This window comes from Acinetobacter sp. RUH 2624, from assembly GCF_000162375.2.
GTDB classification, from domain to species: Bacteria; Pseudomonadota; Gammaproteobacteria; order Pseudomonadales; family Moraxellaceae; genus Acinetobacter; species Acinetobacter nosocomialis.
The window spans coordinates 337,559-362,183 of record NZ_KI391939.1 but is presented as its reverse complement, the minus strand read 5'-3'; the positions used below and the strand labels follow the sequence as shown (position 1 = coordinate 362,183).

At 38.5% G+C, this 24,625-nt stretch carries 26 protein-coding genes and 1 other RNA gene; 11 read left to right on the top strand and 16 right to left on the bottom strand.

Annotation, left to right across the window (positions count from 1 at the left end; genetic code table 11):
• Nucleotide 1 precedes the first annotated feature (1 nt).
• Nucleotides 2–1,837 carry an extracellular solute-binding protein gene (locus HMPREF0014_RS08390; protein ID WP_004888157.1) on the bottom strand — a complete coding sequence of 612 codons (1,836 nt, stop codon included), beginning with the start codon at nucleotides 1,835–1,837 and terminating at the stop codon, nucleotides 2–4.
• A gap of 15 nt (nucleotides 1,838–1,852) precedes the next feature.
• Nucleotides 1,853–5,077, bottom strand: coding sequence for a LysM peptidoglycan-binding domain-containing protein (locus HMPREF0014_RS08385; protein ID WP_004888159.1), 3,225 nt, complete (start codon nucleotides 5,075–5,077; stop codon nucleotides 1,853–1,855).
• 232 nt (nucleotides 5,078–5,309) lie between these two features.
• Here HMPREF0014_RS08385 and dnaQ point away from each other — a divergent pair, with 232 nt between their 5' ends.
• The 3 genes from dnaQ (at nucleotide 5,310) to nudC (ending at nucleotide 9,209) form a co-directional block, all read left to right on the top strand.
• Nucleotides 5,310–6,689, top strand: a complete 1,380-nt coding sequence (gene dnaQ, locus HMPREF0014_RS08380) for a DNA polymerase III subunit epsilon (RefSeq protein WP_004888160.1) — start codon at nucleotides 5,310–5,312, stop codon at nucleotides 6,687–6,689.
• A 133-nt stretch (nucleotides 6,690–6,822) separates the two neighbouring features.
• Nucleotides 6,823–8,466: a hypothetical protein gene (locus tag HMPREF0014_RS08375; protein ID WP_004888161.1), complete on the top strand. Its 1,644-nt coding sequence runs from the start codon at nucleotides 6,823–6,825 to the stop codon at nucleotides 8,464–8,466.
• The gene (nudC, locus tag HMPREF0014_RS08370; protein ID WP_004709985.1) at nucleotides 8,466–9,209 is read left to right on the top strand and encodes an NAD(+) diphosphatase; all 744 of its coding nucleotides are present in this window, start codon (nucleotides 8,466–8,468) and stop codon (nucleotides 9,207–9,209) included. Before HMPREF0014_RS08375 ends, nudC begins: the two co-directional genes overlap by 1 nt.
• A 24-nt stretch (nucleotides 9,210–9,233) precedes the next feature.
• On the opposite strand, the gene HMPREF0014_RS08365 is transcribed toward nudC, so the two are convergent.
• From HMPREF0014_RS08365 to HMPREF0014_RS0206130, 3 genes are all read right to left on the bottom strand, one after another.
• Entirely contained in the window at nucleotides 9,234–10,097 is an 864-nt protein-coding gene (locus HMPREF0014_RS08365) for an alpha/beta hydrolase (RefSeq protein ID WP_004888162.1), read from the bottom strand.
• A 3-nt stretch (nucleotides 10,098–10,100) separates the two neighbouring features.
• Entirely contained in the window at nucleotides 10,101–10,811 is a 711-nt protein-coding gene (locus HMPREF0014_RS08360; protein ID WP_004709989.1) for a BON domain-containing protein, read from the bottom strand.
• 78 nt (nucleotides 10,812–10,889) lie between these two features.
• Complete coding sequence (locus HMPREF0014_RS0206130; RefSeq protein WP_000959396.1) at nucleotides 10,890–11,291, bottom strand: YraN family protein; 402 nt, start codon at nucleotides 11,289–11,291, stop codon at nucleotides 10,890–10,892.
• Between the two features lie 193 nt (nucleotides 11,292–11,484).
• On the opposite strand from HMPREF0014_RS0206130, the gene rsmI reads away from it, so the two are divergent.
• Entirely contained in the window at nucleotides 11,485–12,321 is an 837-nt protein-coding gene (rsmI, locus tag HMPREF0014_RS08355) for a 16S rRNA (cytidine(1402)-2'-O)-methyltransferase (protein ID WP_001275992.1), read from the top strand.
• A 92-nt stretch (nucleotides 12,322–12,413) separates the two neighbouring features.
• Entirely contained in the window at nucleotides 12,414–12,800 is a 387-nt protein-coding gene (locus HMPREF0014_RS08350; RefSeq protein WP_004888165.1) for a hypothetical protein, read from the top strand.
• Between the two features lie 2 nt (nucleotides 12,801–12,802).
• Here HMPREF0014_RS08350 and HMPREF0014_RS08345 read toward each other — a convergent pair whose 3' ends face one another.
• Nucleotides 12,803–13,693, bottom strand: a complete 891-nt coding sequence (locus HMPREF0014_RS08345) for a LysR family transcriptional regulator ArgP (protein WP_004888167.1) — start codon at nucleotides 13,691–13,693, stop codon at nucleotides 12,803–12,805.
• Nucleotides 13,694–13,799: 106 nt separating this feature from the next.
• On the opposite strand from HMPREF0014_RS08345, the gene HMPREF0014_RS08340 reads away from it, so the two are divergent.
• Entirely contained in the window at nucleotides 13,800–14,402 is a 603-nt protein-coding gene (locus HMPREF0014_RS08340; RefSeq protein WP_004709994.1) for a LysE/ArgO family amino acid transporter, read from the top strand.
• Between the two features lie 60 nt (nucleotides 14,403–14,462).
• On the opposite strand, the gene HMPREF0014_RS08335 is transcribed toward HMPREF0014_RS08340, so the two are convergent.
• Nucleotides 14,463–15,104 carry a cation diffusion facilitator family transporter gene (locus HMPREF0014_RS08335; protein WP_004888170.1) on the bottom strand — a complete coding sequence of 214 codons (642 nt, stop codon included), beginning with the start codon at nucleotides 15,102–15,104 and terminating at the stop codon, nucleotides 14,463–14,465.
• A gap of 65 nt (nucleotides 15,105–15,169) precedes the next feature.
• Between HMPREF0014_RS08335 and HMPREF0014_RS08330 the strand changes: the two genes are divergently transcribed.
• On the top strand, nucleotides 15,170–15,571 hold the full coding sequence (locus HMPREF0014_RS08330; protein WP_004888171.1) for a MerR family transcriptional regulator: 402 nt from the start codon (nucleotides 15,170–15,172) through the stop codon (nucleotides 15,569–15,571).
• Nucleotides 15,572–15,623: 52 nt separating this feature from the next.
• Here HMPREF0014_RS08330 and HMPREF0014_RS08325 read toward each other — a convergent pair whose 3' ends face one another.
• The 5 genes from HMPREF0014_RS08325 to HMPREF0014_RS08305 all read right to left on the bottom strand — a co-directional run bounded on the left by HMPREF0014_RS08325 (nucleotide 15,624) and on the right by HMPREF0014_RS08305 (nucleotide 20,576).
• Entirely contained in the window at nucleotides 15,624–15,875 is a 252-nt protein-coding gene (locus HMPREF0014_RS08325) for a hypothetical protein (protein WP_002049530.1), read from the bottom strand.
• 209 nt (nucleotides 15,876–16,084) lie between these two features.
• Entirely contained in the window at nucleotides 16,085–17,317 is a 1,233-nt protein-coding gene (locus HMPREF0014_RS08320; RefSeq protein ID WP_004888173.1) for an FAD-dependent monooxygenase, read from the bottom strand.
• Nucleotides 17,314–18,522 carry an FAD-dependent monooxygenase gene (locus tag HMPREF0014_RS08315; RefSeq protein ID WP_006581020.1) on the bottom strand — a complete coding sequence of 403 codons (1,209 nt, stop codon included), beginning with the start codon at nucleotides 18,520–18,522 and terminating at the stop codon, nucleotides 17,314–17,316. Before HMPREF0014_RS08315 ends, HMPREF0014_RS08320 begins: the two co-directional genes overlap by 4 nt.
• Nucleotides 18,523–18,553: 31 nt before the next feature.
• Nucleotides 18,554–19,876 carry a Xaa-Pro aminopeptidase gene (gene pepP, locus HMPREF0014_RS08310; RefSeq protein ID WP_004888177.1) on the bottom strand — a complete coding sequence of 441 codons (1,323 nt, stop codon included), beginning with the start codon at nucleotides 19,874–19,876 and terminating at the stop codon, nucleotides 18,554–18,556.
• 67 nt (nucleotides 19,877–19,943) lie between these two features.
• A complete protein-coding gene (locus tag HMPREF0014_RS08305) occupies nucleotides 19,944–20,576 on the bottom strand; it encodes a UPF0149 family protein (protein WP_002049531.1) in 633 nt (210 codons plus the stop codon).
• 64 nt (nucleotides 20,577–20,640) lie between these two features.
• Between HMPREF0014_RS08305 and HMPREF0014_RS08300 the strand changes: the two genes are divergently transcribed.
• The 3 genes from HMPREF0014_RS08300 (at nucleotide 20,641) to ssrS (ending at nucleotide 21,858) form a co-directional block, all read left to right on the top strand.
• Complete coding sequence (locus tag HMPREF0014_RS08300; protein WP_004710008.1) at nucleotides 20,641–21,201, top strand: hypothetical protein; 561 nt, start codon at nucleotides 20,641–20,643, stop codon at nucleotides 21,199–21,201.
• Nucleotides 21,198–21,482 carry a cell division protein ZapA gene (locus tag HMPREF0014_RS08295; RefSeq protein WP_002049540.1) on the top strand — a complete coding sequence of 95 codons (285 nt, stop codon included), beginning with the start codon at nucleotides 21,198–21,200 and terminating at the stop codon, nucleotides 21,480–21,482. The genes HMPREF0014_RS08300 and HMPREF0014_RS08295 overlap by 4 nt, the downstream gene beginning before the upstream one ends.
• A gap of 191 nt (nucleotides 21,483–21,673) precedes the next feature.
• A non-coding RNA gene (ssrS, locus tag HMPREF0014_RS25255) (6S RNA) lies at nucleotides 21,674–21,858 on the top strand.
• Nucleotides 21,859–21,968: 110 nt separating this feature from the next.
• On the opposite strand, the gene HMPREF0014_RS08290 is transcribed toward ssrS, so the two are convergent.
• From HMPREF0014_RS08290 to HMPREF0014_RS08285, 3 genes are all read right to left on the bottom strand, one after another.
• Nucleotides 21,969–22,289 (bottom strand): hypothetical protein, encoded by a 321-nt coding sequence (locus HMPREF0014_RS08290; RefSeq protein ID WP_004710010.1) that lies wholly within the window; start codon nucleotides 22,287–22,289, stop codon nucleotides 21,969–21,971.
• Between the two features lie 32 nt (nucleotides 22,290–22,321).
• Nucleotides 22,322–22,435, bottom strand: coding sequence for a hypothetical protein (locus HMPREF0014_RS26200; protein ID WP_099143572.1), 114 nt, complete (start codon nucleotides 22,433–22,435; stop codon nucleotides 22,322–22,324).
• 107 nt (nucleotides 22,436–22,542) lie between these two features.
• Nucleotides 22,543–22,884, bottom strand: a complete 342-nt coding sequence (locus HMPREF0014_RS08285; protein WP_004710011.1) for a hypothetical protein — start codon at nucleotides 22,882–22,884, stop codon at nucleotides 22,543–22,545.
• Nucleotides 22,885–23,117: 233 nt separating this feature from the next.
• Here HMPREF0014_RS08285 and HMPREF0014_RS08280 point away from each other — a divergent pair, with 233 nt between their 5' ends.
• Nucleotides 23,118–23,702 carry a 5-formyltetrahydrofolate cyclo-ligase gene (locus HMPREF0014_RS08280; RefSeq protein WP_002049562.1) on the top strand — a complete coding sequence of 195 codons (585 nt, stop codon included), beginning with the start codon at nucleotides 23,118–23,120 and terminating at the stop codon, nucleotides 23,700–23,702.
• A 98-nt stretch (nucleotides 23,703–23,800) separates the two neighbouring features.
• Here HMPREF0014_RS08280 and HMPREF0014_RS08275 read toward each other — a convergent pair whose 3' ends face one another.
• Nucleotides 23,801–24,583 carry an OmpA family protein gene (locus tag HMPREF0014_RS08275; protein ID WP_006581017.1) on the bottom strand — a complete coding sequence of 261 codons (783 nt, stop codon included), beginning with the start codon at nucleotides 24,581–24,583 and terminating at the stop codon, nucleotides 23,801–23,803.
• Nucleotides 24,584–24,625 lie beyond the last annotated feature (42 nt).

The window sequence follows — 24,625 nt, the reverse complement described above, 5'->3', positions numbered from 1 at the left end:
TTTATTGTTGATGTAAATATTGGGCAATTTTTTTGGCTTGGTTTGGATTACTCCACCAATACTCTATACCAGCCGAGAGCACAGGTTTCACTTTAGGTTGCTGATACATATTCCAGTACGCATACCAATAATCCCCTTTCCCATAAGTCGGGATCTGGTAATATCCTGCGCGAAGCAATCGGTCAAGAACATGAGTATAAGTGATTTGCTGATCACGGTCTTTGGCAGTCACCAGTTTTGAAATGACTTCATCAATAACCGGATTACGAATACCAGCGTAATTATAGTTACCATCTTGAACTGCTGCGGCACTTCCCCAGAACTGAGCCTGTTCATTGCCCGGATTTAAAGATTGCGGCAAATTCATCGTAGTCATGTCAAAGTCATAACGGCGTGTACGCTCTAAATATTGCGGCGCATCAACCTGCCGTAAATTAATATTAATTCCTAATTTTTTTAAATTTCTTACAAATGGCATCAGTGTTCTTTGTTTGCCATCTTGCTGAATGAGGAACTCAATTTTTACAGGCTGGCCTTCAGGAGTATATAACTGCCCTTCTTTGATTTTATAGCCTGCTTGAATGAGTAATTGTCTTGCGATTAATAAGTTTTGACGGTTAAAACCACTGGCATCCGAGACCGGATATTTCCAGTCTGTCAAAACAGCTTTTTGCATGACTGGAGAAAGCTTTGGCAAAAGAGGCTTTAATATAGTGAGCTCACTCTTTGAAGGACGTCCTGTTGCTGACAACTCACTATTTTCAAAATAACTTTGTAGTCTTAGATATTGTCCATAAAACAAAGCTTTATTTTGCCATTCAAAGTCATAGACATAGGTTAAGGCTTGTCTAAAGTGAATATCGTTTAAAGGTTTTTGTCGTGTGTTAAACACATAACTTTCAGTTGCAATCGGATTATGGTGTCTAAACTTATATAGCGTGATTAAACCTGATTTTACCGCTGGAAACTTGTAGTCAGTGACCCATTTTTTAGGATTAGTTTCTTCATGCAAGGTATATTGCCCAGATTTAAAACCTTCGAATGCAATATCCCAATTTCGGTAATAAACATATTTTAAATGGTCGAAGTTATAGCGCCCTTTATTAATAGGCAAATCTTTTGCCCAATAATTTGGGTTTCGTTTATAGCTAATACTACGTCCAGCATCAATCTTCTCAACCACATACGGCCCTGAACCTATAATCGGTTGCAAAGTAATACGAGTAAAGTCACGGTTCTGCCAGTCTGCTTTTGAGTAAATCGGTAAGCTCGCCACAACAAATGGCATTTTTGGATTATGGCTAGACTTAAAAGTGAATTTAACTTGATGAGGATTTATAACTTCTGTTTTTGCCAAGTCGGCAAGATACATTTGTAGGCCAAAATTAGATTTGGTTTGATAGATATCAAAGCTAAATTTTACATCCGTTGCTGTTAAAGGCTGTCCATTACTAAAGCGTGCTTTGGGATTTAAATAGAAGGTAATCGATTGCGTTCTTTCTGGATCATAGGAAACTCTCTCAGCTAAAAGTGGATATAAAACTCCAACTTCATCGAGTGACTGAGTCATTAAAGTATCAAAAAGATAATTTACTCCTTCTGTCGCGTTCCCCTTACCGTTCATGCTGTTTAAATTATCAAAAGTCCCTTGCGCAGCCCGACTCAATACTCCACCTTTTGGTGCATTCGGATTGGCATAAGGCATTGCAGCCATTGTTAAATATTTAGGCTTAGAGTGAATTGCGATATAAGGCGTGATTTGCTGTGCAGAGAATACAACTTGTGAAAAGACACTGAGCCCGACTAGCAGGCTCAGTTGAGGATATAACTTTTGCATAAAGTTCTAATTATTCTATAAATTAGGCACTTTAATAATATCGCCAATACGTAATTGAGTCGACGGTGTTAAGTTATTGAGTTCCGCCAGTAAAGTAGTTTCTAAACCATATTTACTTGCAAGACCAATTAAAGTATCACCACGTTTAACTTTGTATTCCACAACAGTTTTTGGAATTACAATATTTTGTCCGCGCTGTAAGTTTGCATTTGCTTTTAATGCATTCATTTCAGCAAGTTCACGAACTGAAATACCTGCACGGCTTGCAATCGTATGTAACGACTCGCCAGCTTTAACCGTATACTTTTCAGTATTTTTTCCGGCTGCAACAGGTTTAGCTGCTGATTTCGCCGTATCAACTTTTGCTGTTTCTACTGGTGGCACATCACCTGTTAATTTTAAACGTTGACCAACACGAACATTACTGTTACGAGATAAACCATTCAATGAGGCAAGGTAATCTAACTGCAAATGATAGCGGTTGGCGATATTCCCTAAGCTATCACCAGATTTGACCGTATAAGTCTCTGGCGTTTCTTCTTTGACATTTTTAGTAGAAGTCTTGCTTGGTGTTTCAACCTCACCTGTCAATTTTAAACGCTGACCAGCACGAACACCTGCTGTACGCGACAAACCATTTAAATCAGCCAAATAACTGGTTTGTAAGTTATATTTAGCTGCAATCGCATGCAAGCTATCGCCAGATTGAACAACATAGTGATCTGGAACACTTACACCAGCAGGTACTTTTAAGTTTTGACCAAGCTGTACATGGCTATTGGCTTTTAAGTTATTTAGTTCAGCAAGTTCAGCTAGGCTAATTTTAGACTTGATCGCGATACTTGATAATGTATCACCACGCTGCACTTTATAGCTTTCAGTTTTATACGACGGTCCTGCTGCAAGTTTTTCATATTTACCAGAAGCTTTATTATCATCAACTTCATCGACAGTAACTTCTTTTGCAGGTACATTGATTTTCTGACCAACCATTAAGTTACTACCAGCCGACAATCCTGGCGTTAGCTCTGCTAATTCTTGGTTAGATAATGCGTAACGATCTGCAATTAACTTCAAATATTCGCCGCGTTTAACTGTATAGCTTTTTGTTGCAATACGACGTGTACTTGCCTGAACTGCTTTAGGTTGTTCTGCTTTAGCAGAAGTACGGTTGCCTTTAGGCTCTTTTAAATGCAACTTTTGGCCAACAAATAGACCATCGCTTACCGATAAATCGTTGTATTCAGCAAGCTGTTTCACAGACAAATTAAATTGATTTGCCACTCCCGTTAAGCTGTCATTTGCTTGAACAACATATACATCAGGTTTAGCTGCCGATTTTGCAGTAGATTCAACCTCTTGCGGTTTAGCATCATACAAATACAGGCTAGTTCCTACAAATAATGTCTTTTCAGGATCAATCTGGTTCCACTTAGCGACATCGCGCCAGTTCACACCATTTTTCATCGCAATAATTGCTAATGTATCACCCGGTTGTACGGTATAGGTACTACGCTTACCTTTAGGCTGTACAACAACAACATCAGTATCCGTTTTAATGTAAGGCTTATCTTTATTACGCTGACCATCTTCAGAGTTCGCAACACTTGCATCTTCAGCTAAAGTTTTCGGGTAAGCAAAGCCTTTACTTAATTCTTTACCTTGCTGTTCAGCAACTGACAAACTCGTTTGAATCGCAGTTAGCTTAATTTTACCGTCATAAGGATCAACAATTTCGGTACCTTGCGGTGCAATTGCTTTTAGCTCGGCAACCACTTGGTCTTTTTCAGCTTGTGTAGCTTGCGGCTGTAAAGCTTGCTCAACTGTTTCTTTCTCACCTTCAGCACGAACTGCCGCTAAAATTTTCTCACGCTCAACTGCTGAAATTGGCGGTTCTGTTCTTACAGGTTTTACATTGGTCGCAGGTGTGACTGCAACTGGAATACGTGGTGCACTCGGTACATCAGCTGAGGCGGCAAAAGCAGCTAAAGCATCAGATCCACGAGGTGTAGAAGTTTTTACCGTTACAGAGCTACCGGTTGTTTTGGTAGGTGTAGTTGGTCTTACAGGCTGAACCTGTGTCGCCGGTGTAGTTTTAACAGTAACTGAAGTTGAGGTGGTTGTAGTTGGTTTAGATGGAGATGTGACATTTGCCCACCAACCTGAACTGCTACCACCAGCTTTCATGGCTTTTAATTTGTTATCAACTGACGGGCTTACATCAGCTGGAATTAAAATACGCATTGGGCTTGCAGGGTCTACTGTTTCACCACGATAGCCTGGGTTTAATGCATATAGCTCAGCACGGCTAAGACCAGTTACTGATGCAATTTCATTTAAAGACAATGGTGCAGATAACGTGACTTCACGGAAATGGGGTCTGTTTGCAATCGGCGGTAATGAAACCCCATAAGCACGCGGATTTTTAATAATTTGAGCAACTGCCAAGAAACGTGGAACATAGTTCATGGTTTCTTGTGGAAGTTTTAGTGACCAGTAGTCCGTTGGTAGACCTGCAGCCTGATTTCGGTTAATCGCTTGTTGAATACGCCCCGGACCAGCGTTATAAGCTGCTAAAGCCAACTCCCATGAACCAAACTGGTTATATAAGCTTCCTAAAAACTCATACGCAGCACGTGTAGATTCAACAACATCACGACGACCATCGTACATACCCGTTTGTTGTAAACCATAAATACGACCAGTACTTGGAATAAACTGCCATAAGCCTGCTGCTGCTGCACTACTTGTTGCAGCAGGGTCATATGAACTTTCAATCACGGGTAATAATGCAAGTTCGGTTGGAAGACCACGGCGTTCTGCTTCTTTCACAGTATGATATAAATAACGACTTGCGCGAGCACTTAAACGGTCAAGGTAGGGCTGACGTGAGATAAACCAACTACGCTGCGCTTCAATGCGTGGATCCCAATGATTGAGGTCCATTTTGAAGCCTACAGCCATACGCTTCCAGACGTCACCGTGTTTTAAAATAAGTAAACGGTCGCCTTCTACAGCACGCATATCCGTTGCTGAAAGTAAATCTTCTAACGAGTCCAGACTGCTTGCATCAAGATAGCCTGCTCCACTGACCTGTTTTGTTTTCGAGGTTTTTGCAGATTGCGGAGTCGAAGAACAGCCTGTTGTAATACCCAACGCAGCTAAAGCAGAGCTAAGTACTGTAATTTTGAATAATGATGCTGCAGATGGCTGCCACACAAATGTGGTTGGTTTATACATAAAAACTTCCAAACAACTCGCGTAATATTTCTTGGGGTCTGCCCACAAACCCTAGGTCTTCGATGCCATTGTAGTAAAGCATGCAAGATAGACAAGGCAATAATTTAATGTCATTTGCATGGAAATGTTACAAGAAATTAAAAAAAGCTTGCTTTGTAACGATGGAACCGAACTTTTTGCGTATACAATACACCATATTCAGTTCTTTTTCTTTCAGTTTAGGTTTCGATTTATGTCTCAAACAATCACACTGTATGTTGATGGTGCATGTCGTGGCAATCCCGGTTTAGGTGGTTGGGGTGCATATGTCATTACCGAACAGGGTGAACATAAATTATTTGGCGGCGAACCCGACACAACCAATAACCGTATGGAACTTACTGCGGCTATTGAAGGAATTTCTTTTTGCCCTCCTGATGCACAATTAATTGTCTGGACAGACTCAAATTATGTAAAGCAAGGCATTACAGAATGGATTCATGGCTGGAAAAAGAAAAATTGGAAAGATGTTAAAAATCCTGACCTATGGCAAAAACTTGATGCTGTTTGCGCAGGTAGAAATATTGAATGGAACTGGATTAAAGGTCATGCAGGACATCCTGGCAATGAAATGGCAGACCAACTTGCAAATTTAGGTGCAGATAAAACAGCTCAAGAAATCAAGCAACCACAGTCTGTGGCTGCACCGCAAGATATAAAAAAGCCTGAACAGGACTGGTTGCTAGATGATCCTTTCGGGTTTGATCTGGTTGAAACAAGCGAAGATGAAGATGTGGCTCTTGAACCATCACAAGAAGTTGAGATGAATACTTTAGACGAAGAAGTAAATGAGATTGAAGCTGTAGAGCAAGAAACAAAGCAACAAAGTAGCAATATTCATCCTCAAATTATTGTTACCGAAGCAAAGCTTAAATTACAAGGCCCTCGTCAGCTCATTCTCGATACTGAAACGACTGGTTTTTATTTCCAAGATGGCGACCGTATTATTGAAGTCGGCGCCATCGAAATGATTAACCGTAAGCTTACAGGCAGTTCGATTCATATTTATATTAACCCTGAAAAACCAGTGGGTGAGTCAGAAAACATTCACGGTATCAGTGATGATTTCTTAAAAGATAAACCTGTCTATGCGGACATTGCAGATACTTTATTTGAGTATCTAAAGGGTGCAGAAATTATCGCTCATAACGCAACCTTCGATATGAACTTCCTAGATATGGAGTTTAGACGTGTTGGGTTACCTGCTCTTTCAGAAGTTTGTGAAGTTACCGATACTTTAGCTTTAGCCAAAAATAAGCATCCTGGACAGAAAAACTCACTTGATGCCTTAGTTAGACGTTATGAAATTCCAGCGCGCGACCGTACCTTCCATGGTGCGTTACTCGATGCTGAAATTCTTTCTGATGTTTACTTGGCAATGACTGGTGGTCAAGTTTCCTTTGATATGGATGCGCTCTCTCAAAGCGAAAGTGATCAACAAAAAACAACCAAAGCTAGAATTCAAATTGATTTACCCGTTATTTACCCTTCAGATGAAGAGTTGAACATACATGAGACTTGGGTCAAAGAATTTGAGAAAAAACATGGAGAACCTTGCTTTTTTGCAAAATAAATTTTTGATTCTCTAATGTTTTTTTAGTTTCCCCTTTTGCAAGTTAAGTTATATTAGTCATATAGATTTTTAGCTCAAAATATTGAGCCATGACGAATATAACAATTGATTTTTTTTGCAAAGGGGAATTTTTATGTCTGAGCATAATTCGATCCAATTTGATCCAACAGCGTTACTTATTATCAAGAATGAAATTGATAACTCAATAAAACTGGTGGAAGGTGCTGTAAGTACATTAATTGAAGAGCAGGCTCTCCCTTTTGGTATTGATGATGCATTAGAACAATTTAAACAATGCACTCAAGTATTACGCCTCATTGATATCCCCTATTTAGCAAAAATCACTCAATATTCAACCGAGTTGATGCAAAAAATTATGGCTAAGCCCGAACACATCAACACCGATGAGGTTGTTGCTCTAAGTGAAGGCACGACTATGGTGAAACGCTATATTGAGTTTATTTGTTTACGTGAAGTTGAAGTCCCTCAGTTTCTTTTGGACACTCTAAACAATTTAGAAAAAGCCTTAAACAAGCCATTAACTTCATCTGGCCAGCAGATTGCTTCAAACCTTACAACAACTTCACTTGAGTTACCGTTACCCGAAGTGCTCATCAATGAAAAAACTCAATTTATCCATCAACTTTATAAATTATCTTTGCATCAGTTTTTAAATAAAACTGAAAGTGCTCGAGACTTTCAGGCATTCAAACTTGTTGGTAGCTATTTAATCAGTATGGCTCATGGTCAACCAAGCCAACAATATTGGCAATTAGTGAACTCCACCTTTAATCATATTGATGAACTTGTTTTAAATGATGCTCGCTTACGTGTATTGATTAATCTTGAAAATGCTATAGGCCTATTTTTAGCATCGCCAGAAAGCTTTGAAGCAAAATTAACTGCATTAGCAGATATCATCAGTATTGTAATTGGACAAGAAGATCACCTCGCAAAGCAAATTCGTGGGCAACTAAACATTGGTCATGAGTTTCTCACCGACACTCAACTTAAAGCACTGAGCCAACATTTGTATGGACCAGACTTTGATACCATGCAAACGGTCAGTCAATTAATCTTAAGCGAAATGAATAAAGTTCGTAATGATATTGAATATAACTACCAAAACATGTCGCCAGAAAAGGCTCAGCAACTTCAAAGCAGCCTTATGCAACTTGCTCATACTTTTAAATTACTTAACTTAAATGAAGCTGCTTCAGAGCTTTCCCAACAAGCCAGCAGTTTAAGTCAAATCAATATATTGAGTAATGAAAACTATGCTCAGCAGCTCATGAAGAGCATTTTATCTGCTATGAACGCTATTGGTATTTTAGTACGCAATTATTCATCCAACCGTCTACAAATTCGTGTGAACAACACTAATATTTCTTTAGATCGCTTAGATGAAGCACATGAAATGTTATTAAATGAGACAAAAAATTTAATCGATTTTGTATGCCAAAGTTTGACCTTATATGCCAACGATCAAACTCAAAATATTGAAGCGATTGCAGGCTCATTAAAAGAATTGGCTGGCGCGGCTGAATTTTTAGGAAGTACGGTTCAACAAAATGCTCTGCTTGAAACTGCTAAATTTGTACAGCAGCAAATCGAACAGAACCAACCTTTTAGTCACGACCAGATTCACTGTATTTTTAACGTATTAGCTGGACTAGATATGTTAGTTGACAATTTAAAAAATAAACAGCCTGTTCTACAATCCATGTTTGATGTAGCATTGCTAAGTAGTCAACAACTTCAAAAAAAGGCAGCTTAATGTCTGAATTATCACTTGCTTATATTTTTCATCACCAACAATTATTGGTTGACCAAAACTTCCAATTACCCAAAGTCGAAAAGTTAGCAAGTGATCTGCTTTTCACTCATGACGAACAGGTCATTGCACGTGACCTGCTGAGTGAAGAAGCTATACCGGAAGGTCTGCAACTCGTTCCAATTCGTCAACTTATTTCCAACTGGTCAAAAGAGCAATTTTTACAGGCAAGTCGTGCTGTACAGTTGCTCGAATGGCGACGTAATCACAAATTTTGTAGCCACTGTGGACACGCTACCGAAGTCCACTCAACCGAATATGCAATGGTATGCCCTGCTTGCGGTTATCATCAGTACCCTCGCGTAAACCCATGTATCATTACTATCATTACTAAAGGTGATGATGAAATCTTATTAGCAAAATCAATTCACAATAAAACCAACATGTATGGTTTGATTGCAGGTTTTGTCGAAGTTGGCGAAACTCTTGAAGAAGCTGTTCAACGCGAAGCTTTAGAAGAAGTGGGGCTTAAACTCAAAAATATCCAATATATGTCAAGTCAACCTTGGCCGTTTCCAAGTAATCTTATGATTGCGTTTAGAGCTGAATATGAGTCAGGTGAAATTTCTTTGCAGGAAGATGAAATTGCCGATGCGCAGTTCTTTAAATTTGATCAGCTTCCTGAAATTCCATTTAAAGGCAGTATTGCACACGCAATGATTACGCAGATTACTCAAGCAAAGTAATCTGCGCGCTCTCAAACAGATGTTTTAGAATACTTCATCAAGAAAGTGCAAAATGGTTCGTTTTGTTCTGAAGTAGTGACTTACAAAACTCGATAGACTGGCCAAAATCGTTATATGGCCAGTTTTAGGGATAATAGCAATATGACTATGATTTCCCTTCTCTCTAAGGGCTTGATCCATATCCAAAGTATTATGCTGCTTTACGAGCTGATCATTTTCAGCCATGAGTAGATAATGCTTAATATTATTTTGTTTTACAAGATAATAAGGCATCACCTCTTTATAAGAAACACCTTGATCAAAAGCATCTTCAGCAAGCGGATCACCCTTATAATCAAAATGATACGGACCAGCTAATCCGACTATTGCCTTAATTTTCCCTAAACATTCAATCTTAGGTGAGTCAGGGTGATAAACAGCCGACATTACATTAAATGCACCTGCCGAATGTCCCATAAGCACAATATTCTCAGTCGAGATTTCGTGTTTTTCCTGATTTTGATGCAAATAATTTAACGCTTGCGTTAAGTCATCTACATAACTTGGAAAAATATTTTTTGGCGCAAGTTGATAGTTAATGACAGCAACGTCATAACCTTCTTTTGTAAATGCTTCGCCAATAAATAAATAGTCTCGTTTATTACCATGTTGCCAAGCACCACCGTGTACAAAAACAATGAGTGGTCGATGAGCTAAGCGTTTAGTAGAACGATAAATATCTAGACGATGGCGAGGCTTTAAGCCATAACGCACATTTAAAACCTGCTCAAAACCATCTTTTGGTGTAAAACGGTTTAAAGCAAAGCTCCCCAAATCATACAGGCGGAACTCTTTATAAAGAGTTCTCGCCTGCTCAATTTTACTTTGTAATTGTTCAATCAGGTTCATATTTTATTGTGCAGTAGATGATGCTGGATCTGTTTGGTCCGGATCAATTGCAACAGGAGTTTGAACTGTTGGTTGAGCAAGAACATTATTAATTACCGGCGTAGTTGTTGTGTTGCCAGTCGATGCTGCCGGAGCAGGCGCTAAATCAATGTTATCAATAAGCGTTACAATCTTAGTCACGTTACCGACATTTTGCAGCACATTGTTTAAGTCATTAATTTCAGCTGTGTTTAAACGACCCATTACATATAAAACACCATCCTCGGTATGGACAAGTACTTTACTGTCCGATACAACTGGCGCTTTCATTAATAAAGCACGTGTATTTGCGGTTACCCCAGCATCTTGCATGATCGTGTTATAGCTTACTTTGTTACCCACTGTAATATAGTTATGTACAGCTTTCACATCACTCATGGCTTTAACGTTATCTTCTGCCAACTGTTTCAAGTATGGATCTGGCACCTGACCAGTTAACAATACTGTGCTATGGAAGCTTTCGATGTTAATACGAGATTGTTTAAAACGCTGATCAAGCTTATAGAGGTTAATATTCGCTGTACGCTTAATTGAAGAATCAATAAATACTTGGCCTAAGCTACGTACACCACTATCTGTTCCAACTGGAGCTGTACCTGTTCCACCAGAAATAAAACTTGCGCAACCTGACAAACTTGCGACACAAAGCGCTGTTACAGCAATACGTTTCAACACTCCACCAGACTCCTATCAATCTCTTCTTGGCTTGATCATAAACATCGGTTTTAATTTGCTCAAAAGAGTAATGAACTCTTAATCCAAAGTAAATGCATTTTCGATCCATTGCAGATCATAATGGAATTTCGAAAAGTCTTGCTGTACTGTTTTTGCAATTTTCTGTGGAAAATCAAAACAAATCACATCAAAACGACAATAAAAATCCTGATAAGATGGGTAGCGCTGTAAAAACCTCATCGCCGTCTTAATTATTTTTTTCTGTTTACTTAAAGTCACCATTTCACAAGCTTGACCATAATTTCCCTGCCCTCGCGCTTTTACCTCAACAAAAATCAATTCGTTACCGCGTTTTACAATCAGATCGACCTCTCCACGGCGTGAATGATAATTACTAGCGACCCATTCATAATTTTGTTCTTTTAAAAGTTTTAGTGCTGTTTGTTCAGCCCATTGGCCCAACTGCTGTGCAACTAACATGATTTTTTTGTTTCCCCCTTTTTTAAATGTAAATGCTCTTAATACCGATTCTGCGTTTTTATATTTTGAATTGAGTAAATCAAAAGCAAATGTTTTGAAAAATAAAAAGCCTACTGACATTGTTCACGCCAAAAACAGAATTTCGGGTACACTAACCGATTAAAATTGTTTATCTGTACGGAGTAAAAACCAAATGAGTGCTCAGTTATTTGTTGTAGCCACCCCAATCGGGCACTTAGATGATATGACTTTCCGTGCAATTGATATCTTAAAATCAGTTTCTGTTGTGGCTGCCGAAGATACACGCCAGTCAGCTCAATTATTCAAACACTATAATATATCTACCCCACTTACCGCATGCCACGACCATAATGAAAGTAATAAAATTGAGCAGTTAGTTCAAAAGCTACTTGCTGGTGAAAATATTGCTTTGATTAGTGATGCAGGCACACCACTTATTAGTGACCCAGGTTTCAAACTGGTTCGAGCTGCTCAAGAAAATGGCATTAGAGTTGTGCCTGTACCGGGTGCATGTGCTGCAATTGCTGCGTTAAGTGCTGTGGGCTTACCAAGTGACCGTTTTAGTTTTGAAGGCTTTTTGCCATCAAAAGCTTCTCAACGTATTTCGCAACTCGAAAAGCTTAAAAATGAAACTCAGACCTTAATTTTCTATGAAGCACCACACCGTATTTTAGAATGCGTCAAAAATATGGCTGAAGTATTTGGTGAAAACCGCCCTGTGGGTTTCGCACGTGAAATTACCAAAACTTTTGAAACGATCAAAAAAATGACCTTAAAAGATCTGGTCAGTTTTATTGAAAATGACCATAACCAAGAAAAAGGTGAAATTGTTCTTGTAGTTGGCGGTGCACCAGAAAAAACAGATCTGGAACAAGAAAAACTAGATGAACTTTTAAAGCGCTTACTTCAAGACTTATCAGTTAAAGCGGCATCTCAACTGGCTGCCGATTTAACGGGTATTAAGAAAAAAGTCGCTTATCAACGTGCGCTTGAGTTAACACAATCTTAATTTATTAACTAAACGGTGATGACCAACGCCTATGTCATCACCGTGCATGAATTTTGCATAACAATATTAAAGATAAAAACAAGAGTAGTGATATGACTGAGTCACTTGGAAAGCTTGGCCCACATGAAGGGCAAGAACTAGAATTATTACTTTCAGGCAAAAAACCTATCGCTTATTTTTATGAGTTATTACCTATTGAATTTATAAAACATCTTGAGCAAGGGTCTTTATCTATGATCAGTAAAGACATTGAAACTTCTCTGCCTTTCCCCTTTTCAATTATGCTGATCTATAAAGATGCTTCTTTAGCAGATTTGAATGAACTCATGTTATGTATTGAAAATTCATTAAAAGCAACTCAACTTGAAGAGCGCCTAGAACTCGACCGTAGAATCGGACAACTTTTAGGTTACTCAGTACAAGATATAGAATTTTATGTTCAACACATCTCAAATCGACATTTAAGAACTAAGATCTAAAATTATCTCAATATCTCTTTTGCTGACTGAACAATCGTTTCAGTCAGTACATCGAGTTGCTTCGACTGTCTTTTCCAGTGATGCCAATATAAAGGAACATCAAGTTGAGCCTCAGGCATAATATCAATAAGTGTTCCATTTTCGAGTAATGGTTGAACCTGAAGCTCGGGCACCATGCCATAACCTAAACCTAGTTGAATTGCTTTAACGAAAGCATCTGTTGCCGGAATAAAACTATAAGGATAACTCTGCATTGGTAAACCGTATCCTTTTAATAAAACCTCTGAATGCATTAAATCTTTATGGTTAAAAATAACCGCCGGTGTTTTTCTTAAAACTTCTCGGTTAATTCCACCACTAAACCACCGATTTACAAACTCGGCCGATGCCAGCATTTTATAGCGCATTTTACCAAGAGGCTGAGCTAAGCAACCCGCCATCACTTGCTCTTCTGCTGTAATACATGCATTGACCTGCCCTGTTTCTAGCAAAGTATGTGTGTGTGATTGATCATCAATTTTTAGCTCTAACACTATTTTTTCTTTAAAAAGTGTTTGCTGAATACTGGGTAAAAGCCAAGTTGCTAATGAGTCTGCATTTGAAGCCAACGCAATTTTATAAAATTCCGATTCGGATGATTTTCCCATTAAGCCCTGTAATAGATTTTGCTCCATTAATCTTGTATGCCTTAAATGTTGTAGCAAGGTTTGCCCTGCTTGTGTAAGCACACATGGACGGCCACGTATTATTAAAATCTGCCCTAAATATTTTTCTAGTGCTTGTACACGTAGTGATACAGCAGATGGAGTGATACATAAATGTTCTCCTGCTGCATCGAAACTTCCGACTTCTGCAACCGCAAGAAAAGCTTCACACTGCTTACTATCCAACATATAAAACCTAAATTATTTTTAGCCAAACCTAAATATTCTTAATTTTACTTATTTCTTTATAAAAAGACAGATAATTCCCGCATCTGATTTTTTCTACTTAATGGTTATGCTTTCTCTGAGTGTATTTTTTAAAGGTTTAGGTATTGGTAGCGGCCTAATTGTAGCGATTGGTGCTCAAAATGCTTTTGTTCTAAAACAAGGGCTCAAACAGCAATATGTATTTTGGTTATGTTTAATCTGCGCACTGTCCGATTCGATTTTAATTGCTTGCGGTGTATTAGGTTTTGCCGAAATTATGACAGCTTCACCTATCTTAATTACAGTCGCGAAATATTTAGGAGCAACGTTTTTATTTGTCTATGGTGCAAAAGCCTTCTATGCCGCGTTTAAAACGAATCAAGGCATGGAACTTGATAGCAGCCAAAAGCAGACTTTAACCCAAGCACTTGTGACTTGTCTGGCATTTACTTGGCTCAATCCACATGTTTATTTAGATACTATTGTGCTGATTGGTTCGGTTGCAACACAGCTAGAAGATAAAATTAGTTTTGCTTTAGGCAGCATACTTGCTTCTTGGATTTTCTTTTTCAGTTTGGGTTATGGTGCAAGATTCCTAAAACCATTATTTATCAATCCCAAAGCTTGGAAAATTTTAGATTTTATTATTGGTTGCGTTATGTGGAGTATTGCAATATCAATTCTCATCTAATGCATTCAAAAACAAAAAGTACCATGCTTAAATGGTACTTTTTTGTTTATACGATCAAAATTAAGCTTCTGAGCTCAACATTATCTTTGATTGTTTTCTTTCTTGTAATGACTGCTTAATCACAGCATAACCCGAAGAAACACCTAAATATGCGATCACAAAGGCTACTAATAAATCCGGAAATACAGTGCCTGTTCCAAATACGCCAACCGCCGCTAAAATTACAGCAATATTGGCAATAGAGTCATTTCGACTGCATAACCAGACAGAGCGCATATTCGCATCGCCATCGCGGAATGCATAAAGCATTAAAGCAACTGAAACGTTAGCAATTAAAGCAATTACCCCAATTGCCCCCATAACCATCGGTTCAGGTGAAACACCATGAAAAAATGACCATACCACTTTTGCAATGACGAAGAAACCAAAAGCGGCCATCGTAATACCCTTAATAAGAGCTGCGGTTGCGCGCCAATAAAGGCTCATCGAGAGTACAACTAAAGACAAAGCATAATTTGCTGCATCTCCTGCAAAATCTAATGCATCTGCCCATAATGAAACAGATTGAGCTTTGTAGCCACCTACAATTTCAACTACAAACATGAGTGCATTAATCACAAGTGCAATCCATAGCGCTTTTTTAAAGCGTGGGCTGACTTTCTTTGTAGGTGAACATGTTGAAGCACATCCACATCCGGCCATTTTATTTCCTCAAGAACTCTTTTATAGTCATTAAAAACCCTTGAGTAGCTCCAGAGTCAAGTCTTATGAGTCTTTCTATTGGCCAATTATCAAAAAAAGCAGATGTTCCAATCGACACTATTCGTTATTACGAAAAAGTAGGTGTACTCGACCGTATTCAACGCTCAGAAAATAATTATCGTGTTTACACAGATCAAACACTTGCGGACCTATTATTTATTAAACATTGCCGCGAATTAGATATTTCTCTTAGTGATATTAAAACGTTAAAAGAAATGAAAGCTCAGCCAAAGCAGGCATGTACGGAAATTGATAATTTGGTGAATAAATATTTGATTGAAGTATCGGAAAAAATTGAACGACTTTTGCTTTTAAAAGAAACACTCATCGATTTAAAACAACATTGCTCGACCGACCGTACAGTAGACGAATGCGGCATTTTAAAAGAGCTGCAAAACAACCTTTAACTCAACCTAAAAGCCAATAAAAAAGCATCACTCATGTGATGCTTTTTTATTATTAAAGGTCGCTATGTTCATCTGGCGGAACTTCAGTAATTCTCCCACCACGAGCTAAAAATGCAGCAACTTCATCTTCCAATGCTTGGCGCTGTTTTTGTTTCGCAGTTACGGTAAGCGTTTCTGCTTCAGCAAGATCAGCATCAGTTAAGTTGCCTGCTTCTTCGTCAGCCGCGCCACTCTCAGCCGCTTTGGCTTCATCTTCATCTACAGCAGAATCTTCTGCATCTTCATAATCATTGATATCTGTCATATTTACACTCCCCACAATGATTTGTATTGCATCATCGCTATGGTCTTTGAGACCTCAGAAATTTAGCAATCTCTTTGCATTTAGCAAAGAGCCAAATTGGTCAAATCCGTATCTTTTCTGACCGATTTGGTAATGATATATAAATGATTGTTTAAAAAATATCTACTGATATTTATTTAGACCAGTAGAGCATAAACTTCGTAATTATTTTAACGACTATACTGGGTGTTTTGTAAAGCCCCTAAACCATTTGCTTGTTGCATAAAACGCTCTTTTAAGAGTGAAATTTGTTCAACCTGCTTGAGTCCGGCATTTCTGGCCCAAATCAATGGAAATAGCTCAGAACTTTCCAACCAACCGATAGCCGACATACTATGCATCATCGCATCGTTTTGTCCTTTACGGCGGTGTTCATAACGCATTAAGGTTTGTTCATGCGCCCATACGCCACGGCCTAAATCATGCAATAGTGCATCACAGAGTACCGCTGCATCTAAACAACCAATATTCACCCCTTGTCCAGCAAGTGGATGAATCACATGAGCTGCATCACCGATTAGGGCTAGGCCAGCTTTAACGTATTGTTTTGCAGCGCGCGCTTTCAATGGAAATTGTGCTCTTGAACGAACATCTAACACTTCACCCAACATATGTTGGCTTTCTCGAGTTAAAAGCTGCATAAACTCGCTATCACTTAAAGCCGAATATTCATCTGCATAATCATCTGGCAGTGTCCAGACAATAGACTGCCAATAGCCGTTTTCACTTTCTTCAAGACTTGCCATCGGCAAATATGCCAAAGGGCCTCTAGGTAAAAAGATTTGACGAGCAACATAGTGATGAGGCTTAGAAGTCTTAATTGCACAACTAATCGCTGCTTGCTTGTAATCTAGTACGTCTAGATCAATAAAGGCTTGTTCACGTACAAATGAATTGGCGCCATCTGCGCCAATAAGCAGTTTAGTTTTAAGTGTTGTGCCATCTGCCAATTGAATATGCCAACACCCAACACCTTGCTCAATACGTGTCACGCGGACTTGAGTACGATAATCTGTTAGCTGCTCAAGCATTTTTTGTTGAATAGCAACATTCAATACACTTGGCTCAACCATAGAGCCCAAAGCTTGCTCTGGCATTGGTCTTTGTACAGACTCATGGCAAAAATTAATTTCACCATAGCCATTTAGGTTCCACACTTGCATGCCGGTATAAGGCATTTGGCGTGCCAGATCATCCCAAACATTCACTGTTTTAAGTAAATGAATCGTCGCTTGGCTGAGCGCTAAAACACGCGGATTCATCACGCTCAATGTCTTTTCAACATCAAGTACAGGGGCAGCATCAAGCACGGTAGCCTGTACTCCACCTTGTGCAAGTAATAAAGCAGTTAAGCCACCAACCAGTCCACCACCAACAATGACGACATCTAACACTTCACTCATGCTTTTAACCCCATTGCATAGTTCGCTACCAATGGCTTAACACCCGAAATGACATCAAATGCAATTAATCCCGTATTACGGATTAATTTTAATAATGGGTTTTGGTTACTAAAGCCCCGAACGACCGCATCGCAGAACTTAATCACGCGCTGTTGGTCAGATAAACGGGCTTGTTCATAGGCAAGTAAATTATCTGGATTACCAATATCATCAGATGTACTTAACTGATTTACTAAATAACGAAGCAATACATCTGCATCACGCAGACATAAATTAAAACCTTGCCCTGCAACCGGATGGATTGTATGCGCTGCATTACCCATTAAAATAACGCGTCCAACAGCTTGTTTATGCGCAAGTACTTGTGAAAGCGGATAGCTAAAGCGTTTGCCTGTTTTTTCAAATTTACCCGCTCTGTCACCATAAGTTTTTTGCAAGGCATCTAAAAAGTGTTGGTCATTTTCTTCGCCCAACCACTCATATTCAGTGCCCTTTTTAACAGGCCATACCACTGAGCGACGATATTCACCTGGTAACGGCAATAAAGCTAAAGGTCCTAATGCACTAAAACGTTCAAACCCTACCTGTTCATGCGGTTTTGAAGTCTGAACAGTCGTAACGATCGCAACCTGATCATAGTCGTGGACATCAACACCCACACCAATTGCTTGACGACAGAAAGAATCACGACCATCTGCTGCAATTAATAATTTTGACTCAAGCTTTAAAAGTTCATCACCACGCTGAGCTTCAATATGTACCTGTTCAGCGTCTTGAGTTAAAGCGGTTACTTGTACGCCATCAATCAGTTCAATCAAAGGTTGTTGGCGTACTTGCGTTAACAAAACTCGACCAAGCCACGCATTCTCAATGACTTGTCCAAAGCTTTCGACTTTTTCTTGTTCTGCAACTAAACGTGCTTTACCAAAACTGCCTTGCTCAGTAATGTGAACTTGCAAAATTGGAGTGGCATGCTGTTGTAATGCATCCCATAACCCTAGCTTCTGATAGATCTGTACGCTACGACGCGATAAAGCCGTATTACGTGCATCAAAACTGGAATGATAAGGGGCAACATTTTGATCATCATAGTTTGGGTATTTCACAGCTTCTAATAGCTTTACCGCGATATTAGCCTTCGCCAGCATGAGGGAAAGGCTTAAACCCACCATACCCCCACCTACAATAATCACTTGTTGTTGCATCGAGTTTTGCTCCTTTGGCGAATACGTTTAATTATGCTTTAGCTTGCGCCATTAAATGTTCAATATCTGCAATATCTTTAACCACGTCGGCCGTTAATACTCGTGGGCCTTTTGAAGTTGCGACTACATCATCTTCAATACGAATACCAATACCACGCCATTTTTTATCTACTGTTTCATCGTCGGGCGCAATATATAAACCTGGCTCAACAGTAACAACCATGCCCTCTTCATATTGGCGCCAGTCGTCATCTTTCTTATAAGAACCGACATCATGTACATCCATACCTAACCAATGGCCTGTACCATGCATATAAAATTGACGATATGCCTCGGTTTCAATCAGTTCACTCACATCACCTTTGAGCAAACCTAAATCAACTAAGCCTTCCGTTAAAATTTTGACCGCAACCTCATGAGGCTCACGGTACGAATTACCAATACGTACTGCATCAATCGCCGCATATTGAGAGGCCAATACCACCTCATACAATGCTTTTTGTTCGGGACTAAATTTTCCATTTACAGGAAAGGTACGGGTAATGTCCGATGCATAGAACTCATATTCACAAGCAGCATCAATTAAAACTAAATCACCATCTTTGAGTGGTTGGTTATTTTCAACATAGTGCAAAATACAGGCATTAGCCCCACCACCAACAATACTGTTATATGAAGGCACACAGCCGTTTTGCCCAAATATATAATTGAGTTCGGCTTCTAGTGCATATTCCATCATGCCAGGGCGAACAGTTTGCATCGCACGGGTATGTGCTTTAGCACTAATTTTTGAGGCAATTTGCATCAACTCAATTTCTTGCGGTGATTTAATTAACCGCATTTCATCAATAATGCGATCAAGTTGAACTAACTGGGCTGGAGCGGCTTCATGACGATGCTCGGCATTCGCTTTTTTGATCCATTGGCTTACTCTGGCATCAAATGCAGCATTGTGTCCGATTCGATAATAAAGACGCTCTTTATTTAATAATTTTTCAATAATTTCTTCATCAAGCAGATCAATTGCATAAGCTTCATCTGCTTCGTACTCTTCAATTGCGCCGTCAATTCCCGCACGATATCCATTCCAGATTTCCATCTCGCGATTACGTTCACGGCAAAAAAGACTATAGCTATAGTCTGTAACGTCATCAAAGGTTTCAATGACAGCAACTGCCTCAGGCTCTGCAAAACCCGTTAAATAGAAAAAACTACTATCGGCACGGAATTTATAATCCGCATCACGATTACGATACATTTCCTCACGCGTCGCAATAATCGCAATGCTGTTTGGGCCCATTTTTTCTGCTAGACGGTTTCTGCGATGTTGAAAATCAGCTTGAGGCAATTTCATAATGATCTACTTGATTTAGAATTTTAAAGTCAAAAAATTAAACACAGCCAATAACACATCGCCTCAATTAACTTGGGCGATGTGGTGTAAACATTTCTACAATATTTTGATCTAGAGTGCCTACAGTAGAAGTTTTACTTTTTGCATAAAAGTTTTTCAACAATGAACTTTCAGCCACTGTTACTTTCTTTCTACCAATAGATAAGCTCACTGGAATAAGGCGTACAAACTCATACAATTCTTCGTAACTGCTTTCGCCTTCTTCGTCGTTATCAGAGTCTTCAAACTCTACTGCTGCCACATCTTGCAAATGTTCAATTAATTCGCGCTCATCAGCACGAACATGGCCTGATGCCAAACCAAAGCCAAGAACAACACCAGCACACCAGTCTGATAATGCTTGCACACGATCTTGAAGCGTATGTTCATCGTCTGGAAGCATTGGCAAATAATCCAATTCATCTTCCGACAACGCATGTGCTACATCTTCTGTTTCATCGGTTAAAAGCGCTAAAGCTTCTTCATTTAAATCAGGAACATTAAGAGTTGTTAAAATTTGTGTCCATTCTTCACGCGTAGGCGCTTCTGTCACACAAACAATACCTGTTAGTAAACCATGTAACTCACTAGGGCTTGAAATTTCTTCAATTCCTTCAAAATGAGCGTTCCATTCTGTCCAGCCTGAAATATCGTCTTGCATTCGTTTATCCAATCTCTATACTTCGTATATATTACCTTTGATTGCAATTCTGTGCGACCTCGTTATGTTAGAACAATTACAGCGGCTACAAGCGCATATTGGCGTTTTAAAAACACGCTTACATCATCTAGAGAGTGAAAATTCTACTCTCTTGGAAGCTAAAGAACTGGCTGAAACAGAGCACCACGCACAAGTTGTGCAAAAAAATAGCATCATCACTAAAAAACAAGAGGAAATTGAGACACTAACTGAGCAACTCACTCAGCTACAAGGTCAATTTCAACAATTGAATCAAGATGCTAACACACTTGCCGAGCGTTACAGCCGCCTAGAAAAAAGTACGACCGATTTAAAAAATCGTTTTCAAGAAATTTTGGCTGAGCGTAATGAGTTACGCGTTACCAAAGAAAAACTTCAGTCACACCAACGTCAAACTCAACAAGAGTTACACGACTTGCAGCAAGACCGTGACCGTTTGTTACAAAAAAATGAACTTGCCAAAGCAAAGGTTGAAGCAATTATTCAACGTTTAGCAATTTTAGGTACAGCTCAAGATCAACACGCGCAAGAAATTCAGCAACTTGCTCACCCAAATGCTGAAGCTGGTGAGGAGACCCAATCATGAGTGAACAAGTCATGGTAGAGCTTCGTCTGATTGAGCAAACATTTAGACTTGCAACAACATCAGATAAAAAAGATGAGCTTGAACGTGCAGCTGAACTTCTTAATGAGAGATTCAACGATATGCGCCGTAGTGCCCCTCGTGTTGAGCACAATAAGCTTGTTATTATGGTTGCCTTACAGCTTACCCAAGAAGTGTTAAGTTTAAATAAATCTTTGCAAGAATATACACACTGTGAACGCCTATTACAGGCTATTTTGGAAGATGTTGAACAAACTGTTTAATCGACTTGTATCAATAAAAATGCCTTGCTCTATTCATTTATAGTGCAGGGCATTTTTGTATTGACCTATCTTATGTACCACATGATTGTTATATATACTTTTAGTGTACAAAGCTTCATCAAATGAAGCCTAACTTTACAGTTCAATAAACTCAGATGATTGCCAATGGAACCAGATCGGTTATACTTAAGCTATCTCTGGGATGTTCGCCAGCGGGTCTATTCCCCTGCCGATACTTAAACTTATGGATTGCGTTCTGTATATTTAGAGTGTATGCCTACCTTAGAGTAGGAAACCCAGCAAGTATACGTCGCGTCCACCTTGAACTCGTCGGGTTCAGGGTAACGACACATGCAGCGGCATCTTCGGAGCATTAATTTTATTATATAATTATAATTTAAAGACAGACCTGTCAGTCTATTTTTAGTATTTTGCCTTTCTAGCTCATTAGCTAAACTTAAAAGTTAAATATATTTCTGTTGCTACTTATTGCTCATTTCGATGTAAGCATTCTTGATACCACCCTGTCTGAAAATCTTCGATGGCTTTACGTTTAAAGAAGCTTGTTTTGAATACTTTAGCAGCATAAGCTGAGTTGATTAAGTCTTGATAAAGCTGCTTTGCTTTTTCTTCTGTAAGGCCATCAGCAATTTGTTGTAAATCTTGTGCAGGTACTTTTTTTTGCCTTGCTTCCATTACGTTATAAGCGACTTTTTTTACGATATTACAAATATCAGGATCATTTATATTATCGTTAGCATAACAACCTGTGGCAATAAAACTGAGTAATAATATTTTAAATTTCATATCTCTACCTTACATTAATTATTAAATTTCACTTAGTTAAAAAACGATTTCCCTTCGTAATTCTGCATATTTGCTAGCAAGATAGAGGCAAGTGTTAAATAGCTACCGACCGTATTAAAACTCTGCAAAAATTTTAATATTTGCATCTTAAGTCCAGCGAAAAATTTAAATAAGGAGCAGAAAGAAATTTAGCACAACTAAATAATGCCAATCAACTCACAATTATTAATTTTTACGTGATAAACAACAAACTTTAATTATCACATTTTATTCCTAAACTTCCCTTATAGTAATCTGTTGCGCTTTTCAGATCTGATAGTAATTTTTCTTCGGTATAAGGCTTAGGCGAAATTTTTATTAATGCAGGCATGTATTGCTTTTTGTAGAGATCAGGATAATCATGGCACAAAATTTTAACTTTAACTTCTTGCGGTGTCTTTGGACTATCTAATTGATCTAAAAACTCGCCAATTTTTCGATCAGACTCTTCGAATTGAGTCTTGTAATCAACTTGAGGAGCCTCAGATTCTGCCTGTTTCGTGCACGCACTGAGCAAAGCAGCACATAGCATCATCAATAAAATTTTTAACTTCATAGACTTTAAAGTTTCATATTCATCTTTAAATATACTTATCCTGATTAAATGTAAATAAATACTGTAAATACGTAAAAAAACTAAAAAATATTATATAGAGGCTTTTTAGGAACACAGTTATTTTTATTTTCGATTCAACTAGACTGTTTTTATAACGTTTAAAGTTCGGTGAAGCTAAAGAAAAATGGATATAATTTTGCACGAATCATCTCAAGTCTTTGTTAGATTTATCCATGAATGAACTCAGCTTTATTAGAAAAAATTTAAGATCTAAAAGACGTTCTTTAACCCAATTTGAGCAAAAAAAGGCTCAGCTTAATGTTTTACACTACCTAAATTACCTTCCTATTTTTCATTCATCCAAAAAAATTGGTTTATATCTGCACGCTTTCGGTGAAATTCATACTGATCTTCTTATCAAATTCTGTTTTAAAAAGAATAAACAAGTTTATTTACCAATGATTTGCTCGATGAATCAACGTTTAGTGTGGATAAAGATAAATAAAAACCAGTATTTAAGTCGTCGCTTTTCTCACCATCCTTTAGGTATGAAGGAGCCTATGGCAACGCGAGGAAGACATGTGTCACAGCTTGATTTGCTACTTATGCCGCTTTTAGCTTGTGATCACTACGGAACACGTATTGGTATGGGTGGTGGTTATTATGATCGTACATTAGCAAGTGCAAAGCATAAACCTTATCGTTTAGGATTGGCTCATCAATTTCAATTTATTGAACATACCTTAGAACGTCAAAGTTGGGATCAACCATTAGATGGTTTACTCACGCCACAGCACTTTTATAATTTTAAGAGATGATTTTTATATAAAAATTTAAATATATTCTTTTGTTTTTTTAGCCTCTTAAAACGAAAAAGTAACCACCTTATGGATGGTTACTCTTACGTGACAGGCTGTTACCAACTTATATTAACACGTCTGTTTGGTGCTAAACATTGAATAAGTTGTGAATTATGTCCACCCGAACATTGCTGATATAAATCAGTCTGGCTATTCGCATGGATTTGAATACGGTTCGGATCTACACCTTGTTTGACAAGTAGTTTTGCCACCGTATTCGCTCGTTTAGATGATAACTCTTGGTTATAACTAAATTTACCTAATGGATCTGCAAATCCAGAAACAATAATAGGTGCTGTTGATGGGCTTTGCTTAATTTGATCGACAACGTTGTCTATATTGTTTAAACCTTGCTGTATTGCACTAGCATCAGATCGATCAAAAGCAAATAAAACGCTCGCTGTACGTCCATTAACCGCAGTACTACTTGCAGGAGGCTGATTATTTTCGCCCCAAGCCATCAACCCTTCACATGCTTCACCTTTCCAAGATAAATGTTCAGCCAAATATTTTTTATTAAAATCAATGCGTAACTGACAACGTTGGTATTGATTACTATTTGGTACACGTATATCTAGTACATAGTTCCAGACTTTTACTGCAAAAAGTCCTTCACTAAATTGTGGATTGCCTAGTAAAGCTCGAATTTGGTCTTTATTTAGCCCTAAATCCAAGCGCGCAACGTCATCGTACTCATAACGCTTAACTTGCTTAAGATAGCTATCTGATACTTTAGGAAATGTGACATTTTTTTGAGATACTGCTTCTTCTTGTGCATAACTAACCATTGCTAGGCCAGAAAGAACAGCAATAAATAACGCTTTAACTGTATTTTTCATATTTTTACTCTCGAAATGGAGAATGAGGAAGGACTATGCCTT